The organism is Gilliamella sp. X-46, from assembly GCF_057063525.1.
In genome coordinates this window covers 191,763-210,914 of sequence record NZ_JBXSQH010000002.1, presented here as the reverse complement: position 1 = coordinate 210,914, position 19,152 = coordinate 191,763, and the positions used below count along the sequence as shown (strand labels likewise).

The 19,152-nt window shown below is 35.6% G+C and carries 15 protein-coding genes and 5 tRNA genes; 9 read left to right on the top strand and 11 right to left on the bottom strand.

The window, feature by feature from the left end:
- Positions 1–101 precede the first annotated feature (101 nt).
- The 4 genes from cra (at position 102) to ACYIAJ_RS03655 (ending at position 5,195) form a co-directional block, all read left to right on the top strand.
- Positions 102–1,109 carry a catabolite repressor/activator gene (gene cra, locus ACYIAJ_RS03670; protein ID WP_483558493.1) on the top strand — a complete coding sequence of 336 codons (1,008 nt, stop codon included), beginning with the start codon at positions 102–104 and terminating at the stop codon, positions 1,107–1,109.
- Between the two features lie 213 nt (positions 1,110–1,322).
- Positions 1,323–2,495 carry a fused PTS fructose transporter subunit IIA/HPr protein gene (gene fruB, locus ACYIAJ_RS03665; RefSeq protein WP_483558492.1) on the top strand — a complete coding sequence of 391 codons (1,173 nt, stop codon included), beginning with the start codon at positions 1,323–1,325 and terminating at the stop codon, positions 2,493–2,495.
- Complete coding sequence (gene fruK, locus ACYIAJ_RS03660; RefSeq protein ID WP_483558490.1) at positions 2,496–3,431, top strand: 1-phosphofructokinase; 936 nt, start codon at positions 2,496–2,498, stop codon at positions 3,429–3,431.
- 9 nt (positions 3,432–3,440) lie between these two features.
- Entirely contained in the window at positions 3,441–5,195 is a 1,755-nt protein-coding gene (locus ACYIAJ_RS03655) for a fructose-specific PTS transporter subunit EIIC (protein ID WP_483558488.1), read from the top strand.
- 54 nt (positions 5,196–5,249) lie between these two features.
- Here ACYIAJ_RS03655 and ACYIAJ_RS03650 read toward each other — a convergent pair whose 3' ends face one another.
- Entirely contained in the window at positions 5,250–5,825 is a 576-nt protein-coding gene (locus tag ACYIAJ_RS03650; protein WP_483558486.1) for an LOG family protein, read from the bottom strand.
- Between the two features lie 148 nt (positions 5,826–5,973).
- On the opposite strand from ACYIAJ_RS03650, the gene ACYIAJ_RS03645 reads away from it, so the two are divergent.
- The 5 genes from ACYIAJ_RS03645 (at position 5,974) to pflA (ending at position 11,174) form a co-directional block, all read left to right on the top strand.
- Positions 5,974–6,049: transfer RNA gene (locus tag ACYIAJ_RS03645), tRNA-Asn, on the top strand.
- A gap of 215 nt (positions 6,050–6,264) precedes the next feature.
- The gene (locus ACYIAJ_RS03640; RefSeq protein ID WP_483558485.1) at positions 6,265–6,498 is read left to right on the top strand and encodes a hypothetical protein; all 234 of its coding nucleotides are present in this window, start codon (positions 6,265–6,267) and stop codon (positions 6,496–6,498) included.
- A 446-nt stretch (positions 6,499–6,944) separates the two neighbouring features.
- The gene (gene focA / locus ACYIAJ_RS03635) at positions 6,945–7,793 is read left to right on the top strand and encodes a formate transporter FocA (RefSeq protein WP_483558483.1); all 849 of its coding nucleotides are present in this window, start codon (positions 6,945–6,947) and stop codon (positions 7,791–7,793) included.
- 68 nt (positions 7,794–7,861) lie between these two features.
- Positions 7,862–10,144: a formate C-acetyltransferase gene (pflB, locus tag ACYIAJ_RS03630; RefSeq protein ID WP_483558481.1), complete on the top strand. Its 2,283-nt coding sequence runs from the start codon at positions 7,862–7,864 to the stop codon at positions 10,142–10,144.
- Positions 10,145–10,394: 250 nt separating this feature from the next.
- Positions 10,395–11,174: a pyruvate formate lyase 1-activating protein gene (gene pflA / locus ACYIAJ_RS03625; protein WP_483558479.1), complete on the top strand. Its 780-nt coding sequence runs from the start codon at positions 10,395–10,397 to the stop codon at positions 11,172–11,174.
- A gap of 52 nt (positions 11,175–11,226) precedes the next feature.
- On the opposite strand, the gene rarD is transcribed toward pflA, so the two are convergent.
- The 10 genes from rarD to recA all read right to left on the bottom strand — a co-directional run bounded on the left by rarD (position 11,227) and on the right by recA (position 18,851).
- Complete coding sequence (gene rarD, locus ACYIAJ_RS03620; protein WP_483558478.1) at positions 11,227–12,120, bottom strand: EamA family transporter RarD; 894 nt, start codon at positions 12,118–12,120, stop codon at positions 11,227–11,229.
- 66 nt (positions 12,121–12,186) lie between these two features.
- Positions 12,187–13,479 (bottom strand): serine--tRNA ligase, encoded by a 1,293-nt coding sequence (gene serS / locus ACYIAJ_RS03615; protein WP_483558476.1) that lies wholly within the window; start codon positions 13,477–13,479, stop codon positions 12,187–12,189.
- A gap of 152 nt (positions 13,480–13,631) precedes the next feature.
- Positions 13,632–13,708: transfer RNA gene (locus ACYIAJ_RS03610), tRNA-Arg, on the bottom strand.
- Between the two features lie 20 nt (positions 13,709–13,728).
- A tRNA-Arg gene (locus ACYIAJ_RS03605) sits at positions 13,729–13,805 on the bottom strand.
- 18 nt (positions 13,806–13,823) lie between these two features.
- Positions 13,824–13,900 (bottom strand) — tRNA-Arg (locus tag ACYIAJ_RS03600).
- An 18-nt stretch (positions 13,901–13,918) separates the two neighbouring features.
- Positions 13,919–14,011, bottom strand: a tRNA-Ser gene (locus tag ACYIAJ_RS03595).
- 129 nt (positions 14,012–14,140) lie between these two features.
- Positions 14,141–14,335 (bottom strand): carbon storage regulator CsrA, encoded by a 195-nt coding sequence (csrA, locus tag ACYIAJ_RS03590; RefSeq protein ID WP_483558474.1) that lies wholly within the window; start codon positions 14,333–14,335, stop codon positions 14,141–14,143.
- Between the two features lie 139 nt (positions 14,336–14,474).
- Positions 14,475–17,108, bottom strand: a complete 2,634-nt coding sequence (gene alaS / locus ACYIAJ_RS03585) for an alanine--tRNA ligase (protein ID WP_483558472.1) — start codon at positions 17,106–17,108, stop codon at positions 14,475–14,477.
- A 197-nt stretch (positions 17,109–17,305) separates the two neighbouring features.
- Complete coding sequence (locus ACYIAJ_RS03580) at positions 17,306–17,812, bottom strand: regulatory protein RecX (protein ID WP_483558471.1); 507 nt, start codon at positions 17,810–17,812, stop codon at positions 17,306–17,308.
- A complete protein-coding gene (gene recA, locus ACYIAJ_RS03575) occupies positions 17,805–18,851 on the bottom strand; it encodes a recombinase RecA (RefSeq protein WP_091349058.1) in 1,047 nt (348 codons plus the stop codon). Before recA ends, ACYIAJ_RS03580 begins: the two co-directional genes overlap by 8 nt.
- Positions 18,852–19,152: the final 301 nt, after the last annotated feature.

Here is a 19,152-nt window from a genome sequence, read left to right as displayed (position 1 = left end):
CGTGAAATCAAGCTAACTTATTGAGTAAAATTATAATTATTATTTACAAATTATTTTGATTCAGGTTAAATAACTAACTATATTCTAGTTGGGATAGCGTTATGAAATTAGAACAAATCGCACTTTTAGCTGGTGTTTCAAGGACAACTGCAAGTTATGTTGTTAATGGAAAAGCCAAAAAGTACCGCGTTAGTGATAAAACAATCGAAAAAGTAATGGCGGTTGTCAAACAGTATAATTATCGACCTAATGCAGTAGCAGCAGGGCTTAGAGCAGGTAAAACGCGAACTATCGGCATTATTATTCCCGATTTGGAAAACAACAGTTATACTCGCATCGCCAATTATTTAGAACAATTAGCCAGAAAAGAAGGATATCAATTATTACTGGCATGCTCAAAGGATAACCCACAAATTGAAAAAGAATGTGTCAAGCATCTTCAACAACGTCGTGTCGACGCGTTACTGATTTCATCGTCATTCGTTTCTAATCAAGATTGTCTTTTTTATGATGACTGGCAAAACGAAAAAATTCCTCTATTTGCGCTAGATAGAGTATTGTCTACATCGAAATTTAGAAACATTGTAGGTGCAGACAAACAAGACTCAAAATCGCTAGCTCAAGCATTCAATAACTTTGTACAAGATTCTGTCGTATATATCGGGGCTTTGCCTAATTTATCTGTTAGTCAACTTCGTTTAGATGGTTTTAACGATATCAAACTTAATCATTGCAATAAAGTTGATTTTTTATATGCAAATAATTATAGTCGTCACGATGCTGATTTTGCTTTTAGTCAATGGCTAGAAAGTCACGCAATGCCTAATGGCATTTTTACAACTTCTTTTTCTTTATTACAAGGAACCATTGATGCAATTTTAAGAAAGTTTGGACGTTTACCCGAAACCTTAACAATTGCTACTTTTGGTGATAACGAACTGTTAGATTTTTTGCCATGTAAAGTAATATCACTTTCACAAGATCATAAAGAAGTTGCTAGCGTCACAATAAAACTATTTTTAAATTATTTGCATAATCAAAACTATCAATCTGGTACCACAATAATCCCAAGACGCTTAATTTATAGGGGTAGTTTAGGTCGTAAATAAATTGATAAATAAAAATTTTATTATTTATTTTAAATTAGTTTAAATAAAAACAAGATCCAGATCACAAATAAATTATTAATAGACATAATTTATTGGATAATTAATGTTAATCAATTCATTATTGCTGAAACGATTCAATTAAGGTTAATTAAAGGATTTGCTTTTGTGCGAATTTTTAAATCTACCTACATTTAACCCAGAGGTATTTATGATATGTTTCATTTAGTTAAAGAGAATATTCATTTAAATGAACAAGCCACTAATAAAACTGAAGCGATAAAAAAAATTGCTGCAACCTTAACTAATGCAGGATTTGTTGAACAAGGTTATGTCGACGGAATGCTTGAACGAGAATCTCAAGCGGCTACCTATCTAGGTATAGGTCTTGCTATTCCTCATGGCACAACCAAAACTCGCCATTTAGTCAAAAAAACAGGGGTGCAAGTCTTTTGCTTTCCTAATGGTGTTGAATGGGGAGATGAGGGGGAAAAAGCCTATCTTGCAATCGGTATTGCTGCAAGTTCTGATGAACATTTAGAATTGCTTCGACAATTAACCCATATACTTAGTGCAGATGGTGTTGAAGAACGAATTAAAAAGATCCAAACTGCCGACGAAGCCATTGCCATTTTAACTGGCAAAACAAGTGCTCAAGACAGCCAATTTACTATTGACTCATCATCATTGCTACTTGATATTCCCGCAGATAGTTTAACTATGATGCAAGCATTGAATGCCTCACGTTTGAAACAACAAAATGCGGTAAATGCAACTTTTATTACTGACGTGTTAGACAGCAAGCCAAATTACCTTGGAAGCGGTGTTTGGTTAAATGATAGCAAAAATGGCAATATAAAAAATGCCATTGCCATTAGCCGTACAACTAGCAATCTAAACGAAATCGGAAACCCGGTTAAATTACTTATCACAATGTCTGTTGTTGATGATGCTATTTCTGACGTTGTCAGTAATATTGCCTCTTTAGTTTACAATCAAAAACTAGACCAACTAGTATCAGCTAATGCTGATAAACTCATTAATTTGTTGCTTTCTGAGCAGCAGGTATCAACTTCAAATTCTGCACTACAGACAAGCTCAAATAACGACGGGCTCACTTGTGAATTTATTGTTCCTAACGAAAACGGCTTACATACCCGTCCATCGTCGGTTTTAGTCAAACTCGTTAAAGAATTTAACTGCAAAGTGACTGTTGCTAATTTAGACGGTAAAGGTGAACCAGTAAGTGCAACGAGCTTAATGAAAATTGTTGCACTAGGTGCCAAAAAAGGCAGTCGATTACAATTTACCGCCGTTGGAGATGATGCCGAACAAGCACTTGAAGCAATTGGAAAAGCGATTGAAAGCGGTTTAGGTGAGGGTGTTTAAATGACTTATCGTATTGCAACAATTACATTAAATCCTGCTTATGACCTTTTAGGTTTTTGCCCAAAAGTGGAGCTTGGCGATGTTAATTTAGTTCAAACTAATGCGTTACTTGCTGCTGGTAAAGGCATCAATGTTGCTAAAGTTTTGTCGGATTTAGATGTTCAATTAACCGTTGGTGGTTTTTTAGGTAAAGAAAACCGTGATGGATTTAATTTATTATTTAAATCATTACATGTGGTTGATAAATTTGAAACAATTGAAGGCCGTACACGTATTAATGTCAAATTGACCGAAGAAAATAGTGAAGTAACAGATCTGAATTTTTCGGGCTTTACTATTAGTGAGCAAGATTGGCAAAGCTTTGTAAAAAATTCTCTTGAATGGTTAAAAAACATTGATATGGTTGCTATCTGCGGTAGCTTACCTGCTGGGGTATCACTTGATAAATTTACAAATTGGATGGAACAAGTTAAAGCGATTTGTCCAAAAATTGTATTCGATAGTAGTCGAGATGCATTGGTCGCAGGATTAAAAGCAAAACCATGGTTAATCAAACCAAATGATAAAGAGCTTGAAATGTGGATAGGTCGTAAATTATCGACATTGGATGATGTAAAAAAGGCTGCTATGGAGTTAGTTAATGGCGGCGTTGACAATGTTATCATTTCGCTTGGAAGTAAAGGTGCATTATGGGTCACTAAAAATGAAGCATGGTTAGCAAAACCACCTAAATGCCAAGTGGTTAGTACGGTGGGTGCTGGCGATTCAATGGTCGCTGGTTTAATGTATGGTTTAATCACTGAGCAATCAATTAAAGACACTTTAGTCTTTGCATCAAGTGTTGCGGCTCTATCGGTTGGACAGGCTGGTGTGGGTATTGCTGAGCGCCAAGCTGTAAATAATATGCTAGAAAAAATTGAAATAATTGCTGCATAAGGAGTATTCATGAATATATATATTATTGAAGGTAGTCATGCAGGTCCAGTTAATGGACGTTTAGCTAAAGCAGAATTAGCTTTAGCGGCAAATGCCTTAAATTTAAACATCGTTGACACTGCTGCATCAGCAGATATTATTGTTGCTGTCGGTTCGGGAACCATTAGTGATAAATCTGTGGTTGGCAAAAAAGTGTATGTGGTTGAAGAGTTAAATCAACTTTTTGCTAATCCAAAACAGATTTTAACTGATGCACAAAGTAAAGCGAGTGTCTATGAACAATCTGCTGAGGTGGCACCAACAGCAATGCCAAGTCATGGTGTAAAACGTATTGTTGCTGTTACTGCTTGTCCAACAGGCGTTGCTCATACTTTTATGGCGGCAGAAGCCATTGAAGAAGAAGCCAAAAAACGTGGTTGGTGGTGTAAAGTTGAAACTCGTGGTTCAGTTGGTGTTGGTAATGAATTAACGCCAGAAGAGGTCGCATCTGCCGATGTGGTTATCGCTGCTTGTGATATCGATGTCGACTTAAGCAAATTTGCGGGTAAAAAACTTTATCGCACCAAAACAGGTCCGGCCCTGAAAAAAACAGCACAAGAATTTGATAAAGCATTTGAAGAAGCAACCGTGTATCAACCAAGTGCTAATGCTTCGGTAGCTAAATCTAATAAAGAAAAAAAAGGATTTTATCAACACCTTTTAACGGGTATTTCGTACATGTTACCAATGGTTGTAGCTGGCGGTTTGATTATTGCTCTATCATTTGCATTGGGTGAATTTCGAGATGTACCAAAAACGGTTGAGGTCTTAGAAAATGGCGTAAAAGTAGTAAAAGAAATATTAGTTAACGAGCTTGTTGGAGAGCCGCACTTAAAACAAATTGGCGATATAGCTTTTAAACTTATGATTCCACTATTAGCTGGATATATTTCTTATTCTATTGCTGATAGACCAGGACTTGTTCCTGGACTTGTTGGAGGAATGATAGCTGAGTCAACCAAGGCTGGATTTTTAGGAGGTATTTTTATTGGTTATTTTGCCGGATATTTTGTTTTGCTCATGACGAGATATCTGCGATTACCAAAAAGTATGGAAGCGTTAAAACCGATTTTGATTATTCCTTTATTAGCAACCCTAATAACAGGTCTTACGATGGAATATACAGGGATCCCTATCTCATGGTTAATGGCTTTCTTGAATTCATGGCTAGATTCGCTGAATTCAAATCCAAATACTGCTGTGCTTTTGGGGGTAATTCTAGGTGGAATGATGTGTACTGATATGGGAGGACCTATTAATAAAGCAGCATATTTATTCGGAACAACATTAATTTCACAACATCAATATATGCCAATGGCAGCCGTTATGGCCGGCGGCATGGTTCCACCTTTAGCAATGGGACTTGCAACACTTATTGCACGCAAGAAATTTGCTAAACCTGAACAAGAAAGCGGTAAAGCTTCATTGGTATTAGGCTTATGCTTTATTTCAGAAGGAGCAATTCCATTTGCTGCGCGCGACCCATTACGTGTTATCCCATGTTGTATTATTGGTGGTGCTATTACTGGTGGTATGGCGTTAGCCTTCGGTTCAACATTAATGACGCCGCATGGTGGTTTATTTGCTTTAGCAATTCCGGGGGTTGTTAAACCAGTGGTTGGCTACTTATTATCTATTGTTGTTGGTGCCGTTATTGCTGGTGTGGCTTATGCATTTATTAAACAACCAGAGCCAGAATCAACTAATGAAGTTGAAACAGTTTAATAACTTATATCAACAAAAACGCCATCAAATGATGGCGTTTTTTTATTCTTCAAACTACTTCTTAACCCAACGTTGCAAATCTTTAGGAACAAAGTTATCCATTTTTTCAAGCATACTTTCAGGGTTATTATCAACAATTAATGTGTTGTAAAAGGTCTCACGGACAAAACCTTCATTCACCACATGCTGTAAAAAATTGAGCATAGGCTGCCAAAATTCAGCTGGATTAAATAAAGCCACCGGCTTTTCGTGATAACCGATTTGCATACCCGTCCAGACTTCAAAAATTTCTTCTAGCGTACCTGTTCCGCCCGGCATTGCAATAAAGCCATCGGCAAGCTCAGAAAGTCTTGCTTTGCGCTGATGCATATTATCCACCACTTCTAAACGAGTGATACCGTGGTGAGCCGTTTCGGCTTTGACTAAACGTTCAGGAATGATGCCAATTACCTCGCCTCCATGAGCTAAGACTGCGTTAGCAATAATACCCATTAAGCCTTTATTACCACCACCATAGATTAAACGCCTGTTTTGCTCAGCTAATATTTTACCTAATTGTTCAGCATGAGTCCGATATTCTAGACGACTACCATCGCTTGCACCACAAAAAACACAAATATTTTTTTTCATCAATTTTATTCTACCTTTTATATCTCTTACCTATTATTTTAACACAGTAATCACAGAATTTGCTTACAAGCTGAGCAGTTGATTCTGTTTAGTGTTTTAAAGATTGACATTGTCATTATAAATAGTTAATATTCTGCGTGTTAAGTGTTCCTCCATAGTTCAGTCGGTAGAACGGCGGACTGTTAATCCGTATGTCACAGGTTCAAGTCCTGTTGGAGGAGCCAATTTCCGAATCCTTAAAACCTGTTTATAAACAGGTTTTTTTTATGTCAATAATATACGTATTGATTCCTTTCATTGTTGCAGTAAATACGCTTAAAACCACATCTTTTATTAGGTATTTATCTAATTTATATATCATTATTATAAAAATATATTTGGAGAGTATCTAAGTTTAGTGATAATTTTTTAACATTTTTATTTAAATCAAATTCAAAATATGTCAAAACTAGAAATTCATTTAATTTGTATAACATTATCGACCTTATTTGTCTTTATTTTTTGGTTTTATCCTATTTCTAATGCAAAATATACGATAAACGACCAAGGAGCAAATGGTAATTACACTTATTCCGTCAACACAAAAAAACACGGTGCTAAAATCAAAATGATAGTGAGTGAAAAGTCTTTATTCAACATGCATGAAAATAAAAGCGATATAGCTGATTTATAGCATCTTGGGATTAAAATTACTGATTATGATCAAACGCTATTACCCAACAATTTGATTAATTTATCATTAATATTAGAACCGAAAATCTACCTTTTATCGAAATTAAACCAGTAAAAGCAATTCGAAGTTGTGTTAAGCAACAACTCTCTCCATTGAACTCATTAATAATAGCGAGTTTATTGCTCAGCTAAAAAGGTATTTTTTGTAAAAATATTTAATAACATATTAATTTTATTTGTTTTTGTTAAAAACAAACGTCTCCAAATCAAAAATTCCTACTTTCCCTTAGAAAAAATCGCCTATGAAATTTTTATTATTAGCAACTTCTTTAATAAACATAGATTTTTTTAGTTTTAAAGTTTTTTCATAAAAAAAAACGTGATCTGCCTCAATTTTTGAGTATACTATGCGTCTCATAAAACCCTAGTTTTTTTGAGGATGTTAGTTTGAGTACTGATAAACTTGTGGATTCCAATTCTCCCGCACAAATGACGAAAATTGCCGAAGATATTGGTAATTACAAAGTAAATAAGCCCCTATGTAGCACAATTTTATCTGCGATTCTTGCGGGTGTTTTTATCTCTATTGCTTTTGTGTTTTATATTACCGTAACAACCGGAACCGCAACCGTCGCTTTTGGTTTAGCAAAATTGGTCGGTGGTATCTGTTTTTCATTAGGACTAATGCTGGTTGTTTGTTGTGGTTCGGACTTATTTACTTCAACCGTATTAACCATTTTACCTAAAATGACTCACAAAGTGAGCTGGGCGAAAATGATCCGTAATTGGATTTTTGTCTATATCGGTAACTTTATTGGTGCTATACTGTTTGTCACAGTTATTTGGTTTTCTGGTCAGCATATGGTTGCTAATGGTTTGTGGGGATTGAATGTTCTGCAAACAGCTGATCATAAATTACATCACACCTTTATTGAAGCTGTGTGTCTTGGTTTTCTCGCTAATTTAATGGTTTGTTTGGCTGCTTGGATGAGTTATGCTGGACGTAGTTTACTCGATAAAATGCTCATTATGGTATTGCCTGTCGCTATGTTTGTCGCTAGCGGTTTTGAGCATAGCATTGCAAATATGTTTATGATCCCCATGGGCATTGTCATTAACAATTTTGCTTCTCCTGAATTTTGGCAAGCAGCTGGTGTATCACCTGATGCATTTAAAGAGCTGACAGTAACGCATTTTGTATTTAATAATTTAATTCCAGTGACAATAGGGAATATTTTAGGTGGTTTAGCTGTGGCGCTACCTTATTGGGCTTTATATTTACGTAAGCCGCATTGATTTTATAATCTTTACCCTCATATATAAGAGGATAAATAGATATTTTTGTAAACCTGAGGTGAAAAACTATGAGTAATTTAAACGAAGTACAAGCAGCTGCTTGGAAAGGCTTTAAAGATGGTGATTGGCAAAATAATGTTAATGTCCGCGATTTTATTCAAAAAAACTACACGCCATATGAGGGCGACGAGTCTTTCTTAGCTGGCGCAACCGAAGCCACAACTAAGTTATGGGATAAAGTAATGGAAGGCATTAAAATTGAAAATGCTACCCATGCCCCTGTGGATTTTGATACTAGTGTTATTTCGACAATTACTGCTCATGATGCAGGTTATATTGAAAAAGATTTAGAAAAAATTGTTGGTTTACAAACTGAAAAACCACTAAAACGTGCGATTATTCCGTTTGGTGGTATCAAAATGATCGAGAATTCTTGTAAAGCTTATAACAGAACTCTTGATCCTTTAGTTAAAAAAATCTTCACAGAATATCGTAAAACACATAACCAAGGTGTTTTTGATATCTATACTCCAGATATTCTTCGTTGTCGTAAATCTGGTGTTATCACTGGTCTTCCGGATGCTTATGGTCGTGGTCGTATTATTGGTGATTACCGTCGTGTTGCACTTTACGGTATTGACTACTTAATGCAAGACAAATTTGCACAATTCAATTCATTACAAGCAGATTTCGAAAACGGTGTTGATTTAGCAATGACTATGCAACGTCGTGAAGAAATCGCAGAACAACATCGTGCGCTTGGTCAAATTAAAGAAATGGCCGCTAAATATGGTTATGATATTTCAGCTCCAGCTAAAACTGCACAAGAAGCAGTACAATGGACATACTTTGGTTATTTAGCTGCGGTTAAATCACAAAATGGTGCAGCAATGTCATTAGGTCGTACGTCGACTTTCTTTGATATTTACTTCCAACGAGATCTTGAAGCAGGATTAATTACTGAAAAAGATGCGCAAGAAATTGTCGACCATTTCGTTATGAAATTACGTATGGTTCGTTTCTTACGTACTCCTGAATATGATGAATTATTCTCTGGCGATCCAATTTGGGCAACTGAATCTATCGCAGGTATGGGGGTTGATGGTCGTACTTTAGTTACTAAGACTTCTTTCCGTTTCTTAAATACTTTATATACAATGGGTCCATCACCAGAACCTAATATGACTATCCTTTGGTCTGAAAAATTACCAAGTGGATTTAAAGAGTTCGCATCTAAAGTATCAATTGATACTTCATCATTACAATATGAAAATGATGATTTAATGCGTCCTGACTTTAATAATGACGACTATGCTATTGCATGTTGTGTAAGCCCAATGATTGTGGGTAAACAAATGCAATTCTTTGGTGCTCGTGCAAACCTTGCTAAAACACTTCTATACGCAATCAACGGCGGTGTGGATGAAAAATTAAAAATGCAAGTTGGTCCTAAGGAAGCCCCAATCACTGATGAGTATTTAGATTTCGATACAGTATTTGCCCGTTTAGATCACTTTATGGATTGGTTAGCAAAACAATATGTAACAGCATTAAATGCTATTCACTACATGCATGATAAATATAGTTATGAAGCATCATTAATGGCACTTCATGACCGCGATGTTATTCGTACTATGGCATGCGGTATTGCGGGTCTTTCTGTTGCTGCTGACTCACTTTCTGCGATTAAATATGCAAAAGTGAAAACTATCCGTGATGAAGATGGTTTAGCGACTGACTTTGAAATCGAAGGTGAATATCCACAATTCGGTAACAATGATCCACGAGTCGATGATATTGCTGTTGATCTAGTTGAACGTTTCATGAAGAAAATTCAAAAACTTAAAACTTATCGTAATGCAATTCCTACTCAGTCAGTATTAACTATTACTTCAAACGTTGTTTATGGTAAGAAAACGGGTAATACTCCAGATGGTCGTCGTGCTGGTGCACCATTTGGCCCAGGTGCTAACCCAATGCACGGACGTGACCAAAAAGGTGCAGTGGCTTCATTAACATCAGTTGCTAAATTACCATTTGCCTATGCTAAAGACGGTATTTCTTATACTTTCTCTATCGTTCCAAATGCATTAGGTAAAGATGATGATGTGCGTAAGCGCAATTTAGCTGGCTTAATGGATGGTTACTTCCATCACGAAGCAACAATTGAAGGTGGTCAACATCTAAATGTTAACGTATTAAATCGTGATACATTATTAGATGCAATGGAGCACCCTGAAAAATATCCACAATTAACTATTCGTGTTTCTGGATATGCTGTACGCTTCAACTCATTAACTAAAGAACAACAAAATGACGTAATTAATCGTACATTTACGCAAGCAATGTAATTGAGTTAATTGATTAACTGAATCAAAATAGCGTCCTTTAAGGGCGCTATTTTTTTTATCAAATTTAAAAGAATATTGATGACAACTTTAATTAAATATCAATATGATGAGAATAATTGAATATTGTTAATATTTATTCGGTATAATTAAACAAAATATAATTAGGGTCGATTAATATAATTGGTGTAAGCCAAATGCTATCGGCGTTAAAATTATTAAAAGCAATATGAGCAATGATTAGAGATTATCTATGGAACAACAAAATATTATTATGACAACCAAATCACCTATTAAAGGTCGTATTCACTCTTTTGAATCCTTTGGCACTGTTGATGGTCCAGGAATCCGCTTTATTGTTTTTTTTCAAGGTTGTTTAATGCGTTGTTTGTATTGCCATAATCGTGATACTTGGGATTTAAAAGAGGGAAAAGAAGTTACTGTTGATGAATTGATGAAAGAGATTGTTTCTTACAAGAGCTTTATTATGCCTAATGGTGGTGGTGTGACGGCTTCTGGTGGTGAGGCAACGTTACAAGCTGAATTTGTTACAGAATGGTTTAAAGCCTGTCATCAAGAGGGGATCAGCACTTGTTTAGATACAAATGGTTATGCAAGACAGCTCGATCATGTTGTTGATGAACTTTTAGATGTCACTGATTTAGTTATGCTTGACTTAAAACAAGTCAATGATGATATTCATCAAAAATTAGTCGGTGTCCCTAATAAGCGGGTTCTTGAGTTTGCCAAATATTTACAAAAAATCAATAAACGAACTTGGATACGCTATGTGGTTGTTCCTGGATGGACCGATGATGATGATTCAGCACATTTACTGGGGCAATTTATTCAAGGGATGGACAATATTGAGCGTGTAGAATTGCTTGCTTACCATAAAATGGGGGCATATAAATGGGATACGCTTGGTGATAAATATAAATTGGAAGGGGTTGAAGCACCACCAAGAGAGACTCTTGATAGGATAAAAGGCATCATAGAGAGTTATGGTCATTATGTGACTTTTAGTAAATAAAAAAATAACCGGTTGATAAAAGGCACAATGAATTGCGCCTTTTTAGTATCCATTAAATTCTTTTGCGTTTTATTGCTCGCATAACAAAAATCCCACCCTCCAAAGCTAGAATACCAACTGATAACCAAATAAATCCATATGATACAATATGCTTTGATGAGACTGTTTCGTGTAAAAACACTATTGAAATAAGTGTTAGTAGTATGGGTTCTACATATCCCAGTAAGCCAAATAATCCCATGGGCAATAAACGACTAGCAACGAAATACATTGCAAAAGCAACCGCAGTGATGATACCTAACATAGGGATATAAATATGAAAATGAGAAATATCACTGATTACTTTGCCTAAATGGTAGTTTAAAGCACAATATATAAGGCACCCTAGGAAGATAAACAAAAAATCAGAAAACGTGCCAGAAATGCCATCTATTTGCAATTTTCGCCTTACTATAAAGTATATTGGGTACCCTAGGGCAATAACAGCTGTTTCCCATGAAAATGCCCCAGTAATGTAGATTTCAATAGCAACGCCTAATACAGCGAGTCCAACGGCTATTTTTTGCAAAAAGCTGAGCTTTTCTTTATAAACGATCTGTCCAGAAATCACCATCGCTAGCGGTAATAAAAAATAGCCTAGTGAGGCTGATAACCCATGCCCATTAAGTGGTGCCCAGATAAAAATCATCATCTGTATTGTGAGCAAAGCCGAAGAGAATAATAATCCTAATAAAAAGAGTGGCTGTTGTTTTATTCGTCTAAAAAGTGTAGTTATAGCTGACCACTGTTTTCCTACAATGATCAATACAACTATTGCAGGAAATGAAGTTAATAATCGCCAACAAAAAATATCAACAACAGATAAGGGATGTAACAAAACGGGATAGTAATAAAGTAACCCAAATAAACATGATGCAAGTATTGAAAGTACTACACCTTTTATCATTTTTTCCACCGTTGTTAATAAAAAAGCGCTAACAAGTAGCGCTATTATCTACATGAGAAAGAGTGTTTATTTAATAAACTCAACACCATTCATATAAGGTACTAAAACTGATGGCACTTTAATTGACCCATCTGCTTGTTGATAGTTTTCCATAATTGCAACAAGTGTACGTCCTACAGCTAAACCAGAACCATTTAGCGTATGTACTAAATAGGTTTTATTGTCAGCTTTATTACGATAACGAGCTTGCATACGTCGGGCTTGGAAATCCCACATATTTGAACAGGAAGAGATCTCACGATAGGTATTTTGAGCCGGTACCCATACTTCCAGATCATAGGTTTTGCATGAACCAAAGCCCATATCACCAGTACACAGTACAATTTTTCGATATGGCAGTTCAAGTAATTGTAGTACTTTTTCTGCGTGAGCAGTTAGTTCCTCTAGCGCCTTCATAGACTCTTCAGGCTTAACAATTTGAACCAACTCTACTTTATCAAATTGATGCATACGAATTAAGCCGCGAGTGTCTTTACCATAAGATCCCGCCTCAGAACGGAAGCAAGGAGTATGTGCTGTCATTTTTAATGGTAATACACTTTCATCAAGAATTTCATCGCGTACAAGGTTAGTGACTGGCACTTCAGCTGTTGGAATTAACGCATAATTGCTGCTGTCTGCTTCTTCATCTAGTGGTTTAGTATGAAATAAATCACCTGCAAATTTAGGTAATTGTCCTGTACCAAAAAGTGTTGCTTGATTTACAAGATACGGTACATAAATTTCGGCATAGCCGTGTTGTTCGGTGTGTAAATCTAACATAAATTGGGTGATAGCACGATGCAAGCGTGCTATTTGTGATTTCATAACCACAAAACGGGCACCTGTTAGTTTTACTCCAGCTGCAAAATCAAGCCCACCAAAACGTTCACCTAATGCAACGTGATCTTGAACTGGAAAATCAAACGTTCTTGGTGTACCAAAACGTGATATTTCGACATTATCATTTTCATCTTTACCATCAGGTACAGAATCGTCAGGAATATTCGGGATAGTAGAGGCAATATCTTTAATTTGATTGAGTAATGTATCAAGCTCTGTTTTTGCTCTATTAAGTTTTTCACCTAGTTTGTTGACTTCTTCACGAACAGTTGTGATATCTTCACCACGAGCTTTTGCTTGACCAATAGCTTTTGAGCGAGCGTTACGCTCAGCTTGCAAGTTTTCAGTTTCAACTTGTAATACCTTGCGCTTTTCTTCTAGATGACGAATAGCATCAACATCTAATTTAAATCCACGACGTGCTAATTTATTAGCGACAAGATCCAATTCATTTCGGAGTAAATTTGGGTCCAACATACATAATGTCCATTATTAATTAGGGAATATCTTTCTACTTTGTTGTTATTCTAATATAGATAACAGAACATATAAATCAAAAGTAGATTGATTTATTGATATTAAAATTTGTGAGCTTAGTATACTAGAATTATATCGGGATTCAACCTAAATGGCGCACCCGAAGGGATTCGAACCCCTGACCGCTCGGTTCGAAGCCGAGTGCTCTATCCAGCTGAGCTACGGATGCGTGTAAGTTCGTTAAAAAAATGGTGCATCCGAAGGGATTCGAACCCCTGACCGCCCGGTTCGTAGCCGGGTACTCTATCCAGCTGAGCTACGGATGCGTTTTGAATTTATTAAAATGGTGCATCCGAAGGGATTCGAACCCCTGACCGCCCGGTTCGTAGCCGGGTACTCTATCCAGCTGAGCTACGGATGCATATTTTAATTTTTTAAATGGCGGTGAGAGAGGGATTCGAACCCTCGATGCAGCTTTTGACCGCATACTCCCTTAGCAGGGGAGCGCCTTCAGCCTCTCGGCCATCTCACCAAAACATCATGACTTTGCTTGAACAACAAAATCATAATGTGTGGCGCACATATTACTTTTTACAAAAAATAAGTCAAACATTTTTTTATTTATACGTGCTGGTTGTTTATTTCCTGCCCAATATTACCATCAGGATTTGGGTGATTCATCGTTTATTTCTTGTGGTTGATGAATTCTGTTATATATTTCTTCTCTATGAATAGAAACTTCTTTTGGTGCATTAATACCAACTCTGACTTGATTACCTTTTACGCCCAAGATGGTAATAACTACATCGTCACCAATTATTAGTGTTTCACCTACTCTCCTAGTTAAAATTAACATTAGATCTCCTAATATCAGTTAAGTATATATCCAACAATTTTAAGATATAGCTTCGTTAGCCTCCATCTATAAAAACAGAAAGATGGAATTTTAAAGAAAAACTCTAATATTTAATTATCAAACATTTGAGTATATATGGCTAACTTGCTTGTAATTTGCTACTGATTTCTTTTTTCACCGAAGATAACGCTTCTGGTAACGCTGAGAGATCCGTTCCTCCTGCTTGAGCAAAATCAGGTCGCCCACCACCTTTACCACCTATCTTTAATGCTAATTGAGAAACTAATTCGCCTGCTTTAACAATATTGACTAAATCATTGGTTACACCAGCAGCTAAATTAATTTTGCCATCATTAACGGCAGCTAAAACAATTACACCTGTTTTTAATTGATTTTTAAGATCATCAATCATTGTCCGTAATAATTTTGCTTCGACGTTATCCAGTTTAGCAATAAGCAAATTTTTGTTATTTATTGTTTCACATTGATTAAGCAATTGTGTACTTTCTTGGCTAGCTTTCTGTGCTTTTAATTGTTCAATCGTTCTTTCAAGCAGCTTAGTTTGATCAAGTAATTGTTCAATGCGTGTTATAACTGCAGATTTGTCACTTTTAACTAATTGCCCAATTTGAGTTAATAGATTAGATTCATTATGTATCAGATCCATTGCATTTTGTCCTGATGTTGCCTCGATACGGCGTACACCAGATGCAATGCTTGACTCTGTTATTATTTTAAATAAACCAATATCGCCAGTTCTATCTACGTGAGTACCACCACACAGTTCAATTGAAAAATCGCCCATTGTTAGAACTCTAACAATATCTTCATATTTTTCACCAAATAAAGCCATAGCACCTTTATCTTTAGCCTTATCAATTGGCATTAGCTCAATATCTACTGGTAAATTACGACGAATTTGCTGATTAACTAAGTTCTCTATTTCAATAATTTGTTCTGGTGTAATGGATTGATTATGTGAAAAGTCAAAACGCAGATAGGTATCATTAACTAAAGATCCTTTTTGATGAACATGGCTACCTAAAACACGTTGTAAAGCCGCTTGTAATAAATGTGTAGCGGAATGATTACGGCGAATACGTTCGCGTAACTCGATATCAATAGCAGCAGTGACATTATCGCCAATTTTTAAAGAACCTTTAATTATTTTTCCTAAATGGCCAATACTTTTACCATATTTTTGGCTATCAAAAACGCTAAATTCAAGATTAGCTGCTGTTAATAAACCTTTATCACCAATTTGACCACCTGATTCTCCATAAAATGGTGTTTTGTCTAAAACGACAATCGCTTCATCGCCAGCACTAATATTTTCAACTTTCTGGCCATTTTTAAATATAGCAATAACTTTTCCTGAGGCTTCTGTTGCTTGATAGCCTAAAAACTCAGTTTTATCATCAAGTTTAATAACATTGCTATAATCGACATTAAATGAGCTTGACTCGCGGGCTCGTTTTCTTTGCTCTTCCATGCATTGATTAAAACCCGCTTCATCAATAGTGATATTTTTTTCGCGACATACATCAGCCGTTAAATCTAACGGGAAGCCGTAAGTATCATAAAGTTTAAATGCAATATCACCAGGTAATATTTGACCAGTTAGCTTTGCTAATTCTTGATCAAGTAAAAATAACCCGCGCTCTAATGTTTTTAAAAACTGCTCTTCTTCAATTTTTAGCGCATCTTCAACTAATTTTCGATTAGTTTCTAGTTCAACCGCTGCGCTTCCCATAACATCAATTAAGGGTTTAACAAGTTTGTAGAAGAAAACATTTTTTGCACCTAGCATATGCCCATGGCGCACAGCACGTCGAATAATACGTCTTAAAACATAACCTCTACCTTCGTTTGAAGGTAAGACCCCATCCGAAATTAGAAAAGCACAAGAACGAATATGATCAGCAATAACGCGTAGAGATTTACTTTCTAAATCTTTAGTTTGAATAACGTGGGCTGCATCATTAATTAATTTTTTGAATAGATCTATTTCATAATTAGAGTTGACATGTTGCAATACTGCCGCAATACGTTCTAGTCCCATACCAGTATCGACTGATGGTTTAGGTAATGGTTCCATTGTACCGTCAGGATGGCGATTAAATTGCATAAAGACAATGTTCCAAATTTCGATAAATCGGTCACCGTCTTCTTCAGCGCTACCAGGAGGTCCTCCCCAAATATGATCGCCATGATCATAGAAAATTTCGGTACAAGGGCCACAAGGTCCAGTATCTCCCATCTGCCAGAAATTATCTGAGGCATACGGGGCACCTTTATTATCACCAATACGAATTATGCGTTCTTTAGGTATTCCTATTTCTTTTTCCCAAATTGCATAAGCTTCGTCATCTGTCTCATAAACGGTAACGGTTAATTTATCTTTAGGTAGATTAAACCACTCTTTGCTAGTTAACAATTCCCATGCAAAATGTATGGCATCATGCTTAAAATAGTCACCGAAACTAAAGTTTCCTAACATTTCAAAAAAAGTATGGTGTCGGGCTGTATAACCAACATTGTCTAAATCATTATGTTTACCACCAGCACGGACGCAACGTTGTGATGTTGTTGCTCTAGTATAAGAACGTTTATCAATACCAAGAAATACATCTTTAAATTGATTCATTCCAGCATTAGTAAATAATAATGTTGGATCATTGTGTGGAACAAGGGAACTACTTGCGACAACTTCATGTCCTTTGTCACGGAAAAAGTCAAGAAAATTTTGACGAATTTCTGCTGTGCTTTTCATTTATGCTTCCATATAAAACGATAGATATTTAAATGTAGTAATATACCTGTTACAACAAAAGTTGAAAAGTAAATATTCTTATATTGGGGTGGAGCTAATTAATACTACAAGTAAATAAGGAAAAAAGAATTAGTGAGCTTTTATTTGTAATCGGTTTTACTAAATTGTATATATTCTATTCTAGATATTATCACTATTTAAGTCAATAAATTGTACACTGCTTTAATATCATCTTGTGTATAACCTCTTGCCATTAAAAATTGAATACCTTTTTGTTTTTTATTGTTATTTTTAGAATCAATTTGTTTTAGCTTTTTTAGCAATTGTTCATATGCTAGATTGGCCCAGTTGATATTAGCCATTTGCAATAGTTGTTGAGTTAAATGAACGGATAAACCTCTTTGTTTAAGTTCCATTGCAATTTTATATTTTCCATAACCTTTATTGGCACGCATAACAATATATTTTTCAATATATTGCTCATCATTAATCCAATTTTGATTAATACAATGCTCAATTACATCTCGTATTTCTGTTTTTAGTTTGGCTAACAGATCATGATATTCTTCATCTGTACTTTGTTGTTTCTTTGCAAAAAAAAATGTTATTTTTTGGCTTAGCTCATATGAAGAGTGATCGCGCTGTGCAAGTAACTGCACAGCTTTATTTAGGATTAATTTATTGAGTTTTTTCTCATTATTCAATGCTTTCATCCTCAGATGAAATATTTTCGTCATCAGCTGTAAAAACTGCTGGACTATTTAGTAATAAATCACGTAGTTTGATTTCGAGTTCTTTAGCAATTTCGGGATGTTCTTGTAAAAACTTAATTGAGTTAGCTTTACCTTGCCCCACTTTCTCGCCATTGTAGCTATACCATGCTCCAGCTTTATCGACCAATTTGTGTTTAACCCCTAAGTCAATTAGTTCACCTTCTTTTGAAATCCCACAACCATACAAAATCTGGAATTCAGTTTGTCTAAATGGTGCAGCAACTTTGTTTTTAACCACTTTTACTCGAGTATCGCTACCGATAATATCTTCGCCTTCTTTCACTGAACCAATACGACGAATATCAAGACGAACAGAGGCATAGAATTTAAGCGCATTACCACCGGTTGTTGTTTCAGGATTACCAAACATTACACCGATTTTCATACGAATTTGGTTGATAAACACAACTAAACAATTGGCGTTTTTGATGTTTGCGGTAAGCTTACGCAAAGCTTGTGACATTAAACGAGCTTGTAATCCCATATGAGAATCGCCCATTTCTCCTTCAATTTCAGCCTTTGGTGTTAAAGCAGCAACGGAGTCAACAATAATTACATCAACAGCACCAGAACGAACTAAAGCATCACAAATTTCAAGTGCTTGTTCACCAGTGTCAGGTTGAGAAACTAATAGATCATCAACTTTTACACCTAATTTTGCAGCATAAATTGGATCGAGAGCATGTTCAGCATCAATAAATGCACATGTTTTACCTTCTTTTTGAGCTTGTGCTATAACCGATAAGGTGAGTGTTGTTTTGCCGGATGATTCTGGTCCAAAAATTTCAACGATTCGACCCATTGGTAAGCCGCCGATACCTAATGCAATATCTAGCCCTAAAGAACCAGTAGATACCGCATCCACATCTAACGTTTGGGTATCCCCTAAACGCATAATTGAACCTTTACCAAATTGTTTCTCGATTTGACTTAATGCAGCGGAAAGTGCGCGTTGTTTATTTTCGTTCATATTATAAAATTCCAATGAGTTAGGATACGGATATATTATACTGTATTATTATACAGTATCAAGTTTTTTTTATACACAAACAGTTATTTAGTTAGTTATGGGAGCTTGTTCACAGTTTTTTTACCAATAGTCCATTTGGTGTAATAATTGAAACTAACAGATGGTGATGAAATATTAATATTCAAGATTAAATTTATTGGATTATTCTACTCATTTTATGATTATAATACTCAAACAAATTTAAACAAATAATGATTGTTTAAATATAAATAAGAAAAGCGGTGTATTTTATAAAAATTGT

Bases quoted from the DNA above. Each gene is read 5' to 3' on its own strand.
- cra (WP_483558493.1), top strand. From the start codon at position 102: ATGAAATTAGAACAAATCGCACTTTTAGCTGGTGTTTCAAGGACAACT.
- recA (WP_091349058.1), bottom strand. From the start codon at position 18,851: ATGAACGAAAATAAACAACGCGCACTTTCCGCTGCATTAAGTCAAATC.
- pflB (WP_483558481.1), top strand. From the start codon at position 7,862: ATGAGTAATTTAAACGAAGTACAAGCAGCTGCTTGGAAAGGCTTTAAA.
- fruK (WP_483558490.1), top strand. From the start codon at position 2,496: ATGACTTATCGTATTGCAACAATTACATTAAATCCTGCTTATGACCTT.
- ACYIAJ_RS03640 (WP_483558485.1), top strand. From the start codon at position 6,265: ATGTCAAAACTAGAAATTCATTTAATTTGTATAACATTATCGACCTTA.
- ACYIAJ_RS03650 (WP_483558486.1), bottom strand. From the start codon at position 5,825: ATGAAAAAAAATATTTGTGTTTTTTGTGGTGCAAGCGATGGTAGTCGT.
- rarD (WP_483558478.1), bottom strand. From the start codon at position 12,120: ATGATAAAAGGTGTAGTACTTTCAATACTTGCATCATGTTTATTTGGG.
- ACYIAJ_RS03655 (WP_483558488.1), top strand. From the start codon at position 3,441: ATGAATATATATATTATTGAAGGTAGTCATGCAGGTCCAGTTAATGGA.
- csrA (WP_483558474.1), bottom strand. From the start codon at position 14,335: ATGTTAATTTTAACTAGGAGAGTAGGTGAAACACTAATAATTGGTGAC.
- alaS (WP_483558472.1), bottom strand. From the start codon at position 17,108: ATGAAAAGCACAGCAGAAATTCGTCAAAATTTTCTTGACTTTTTCCGT.
- pflA (WP_483558479.1), top strand. From the start codon at position 10,395: ATGGAACAACAAAATATTATTATGACAACCAAATCACCTATTAAAGGT.
- serS (WP_483558476.1), bottom strand. From the start codon at position 13,479: ATGTTGGACCCAAATTTACTCCGAAATGAATTGGATCTTGTCGCTAAT.
- fruB (WP_483558492.1), top strand. From the start codon at position 1,323: ATGTTTCATTTAGTTAAAGAGAATATTCATTTAAATGAACAAGCCACT.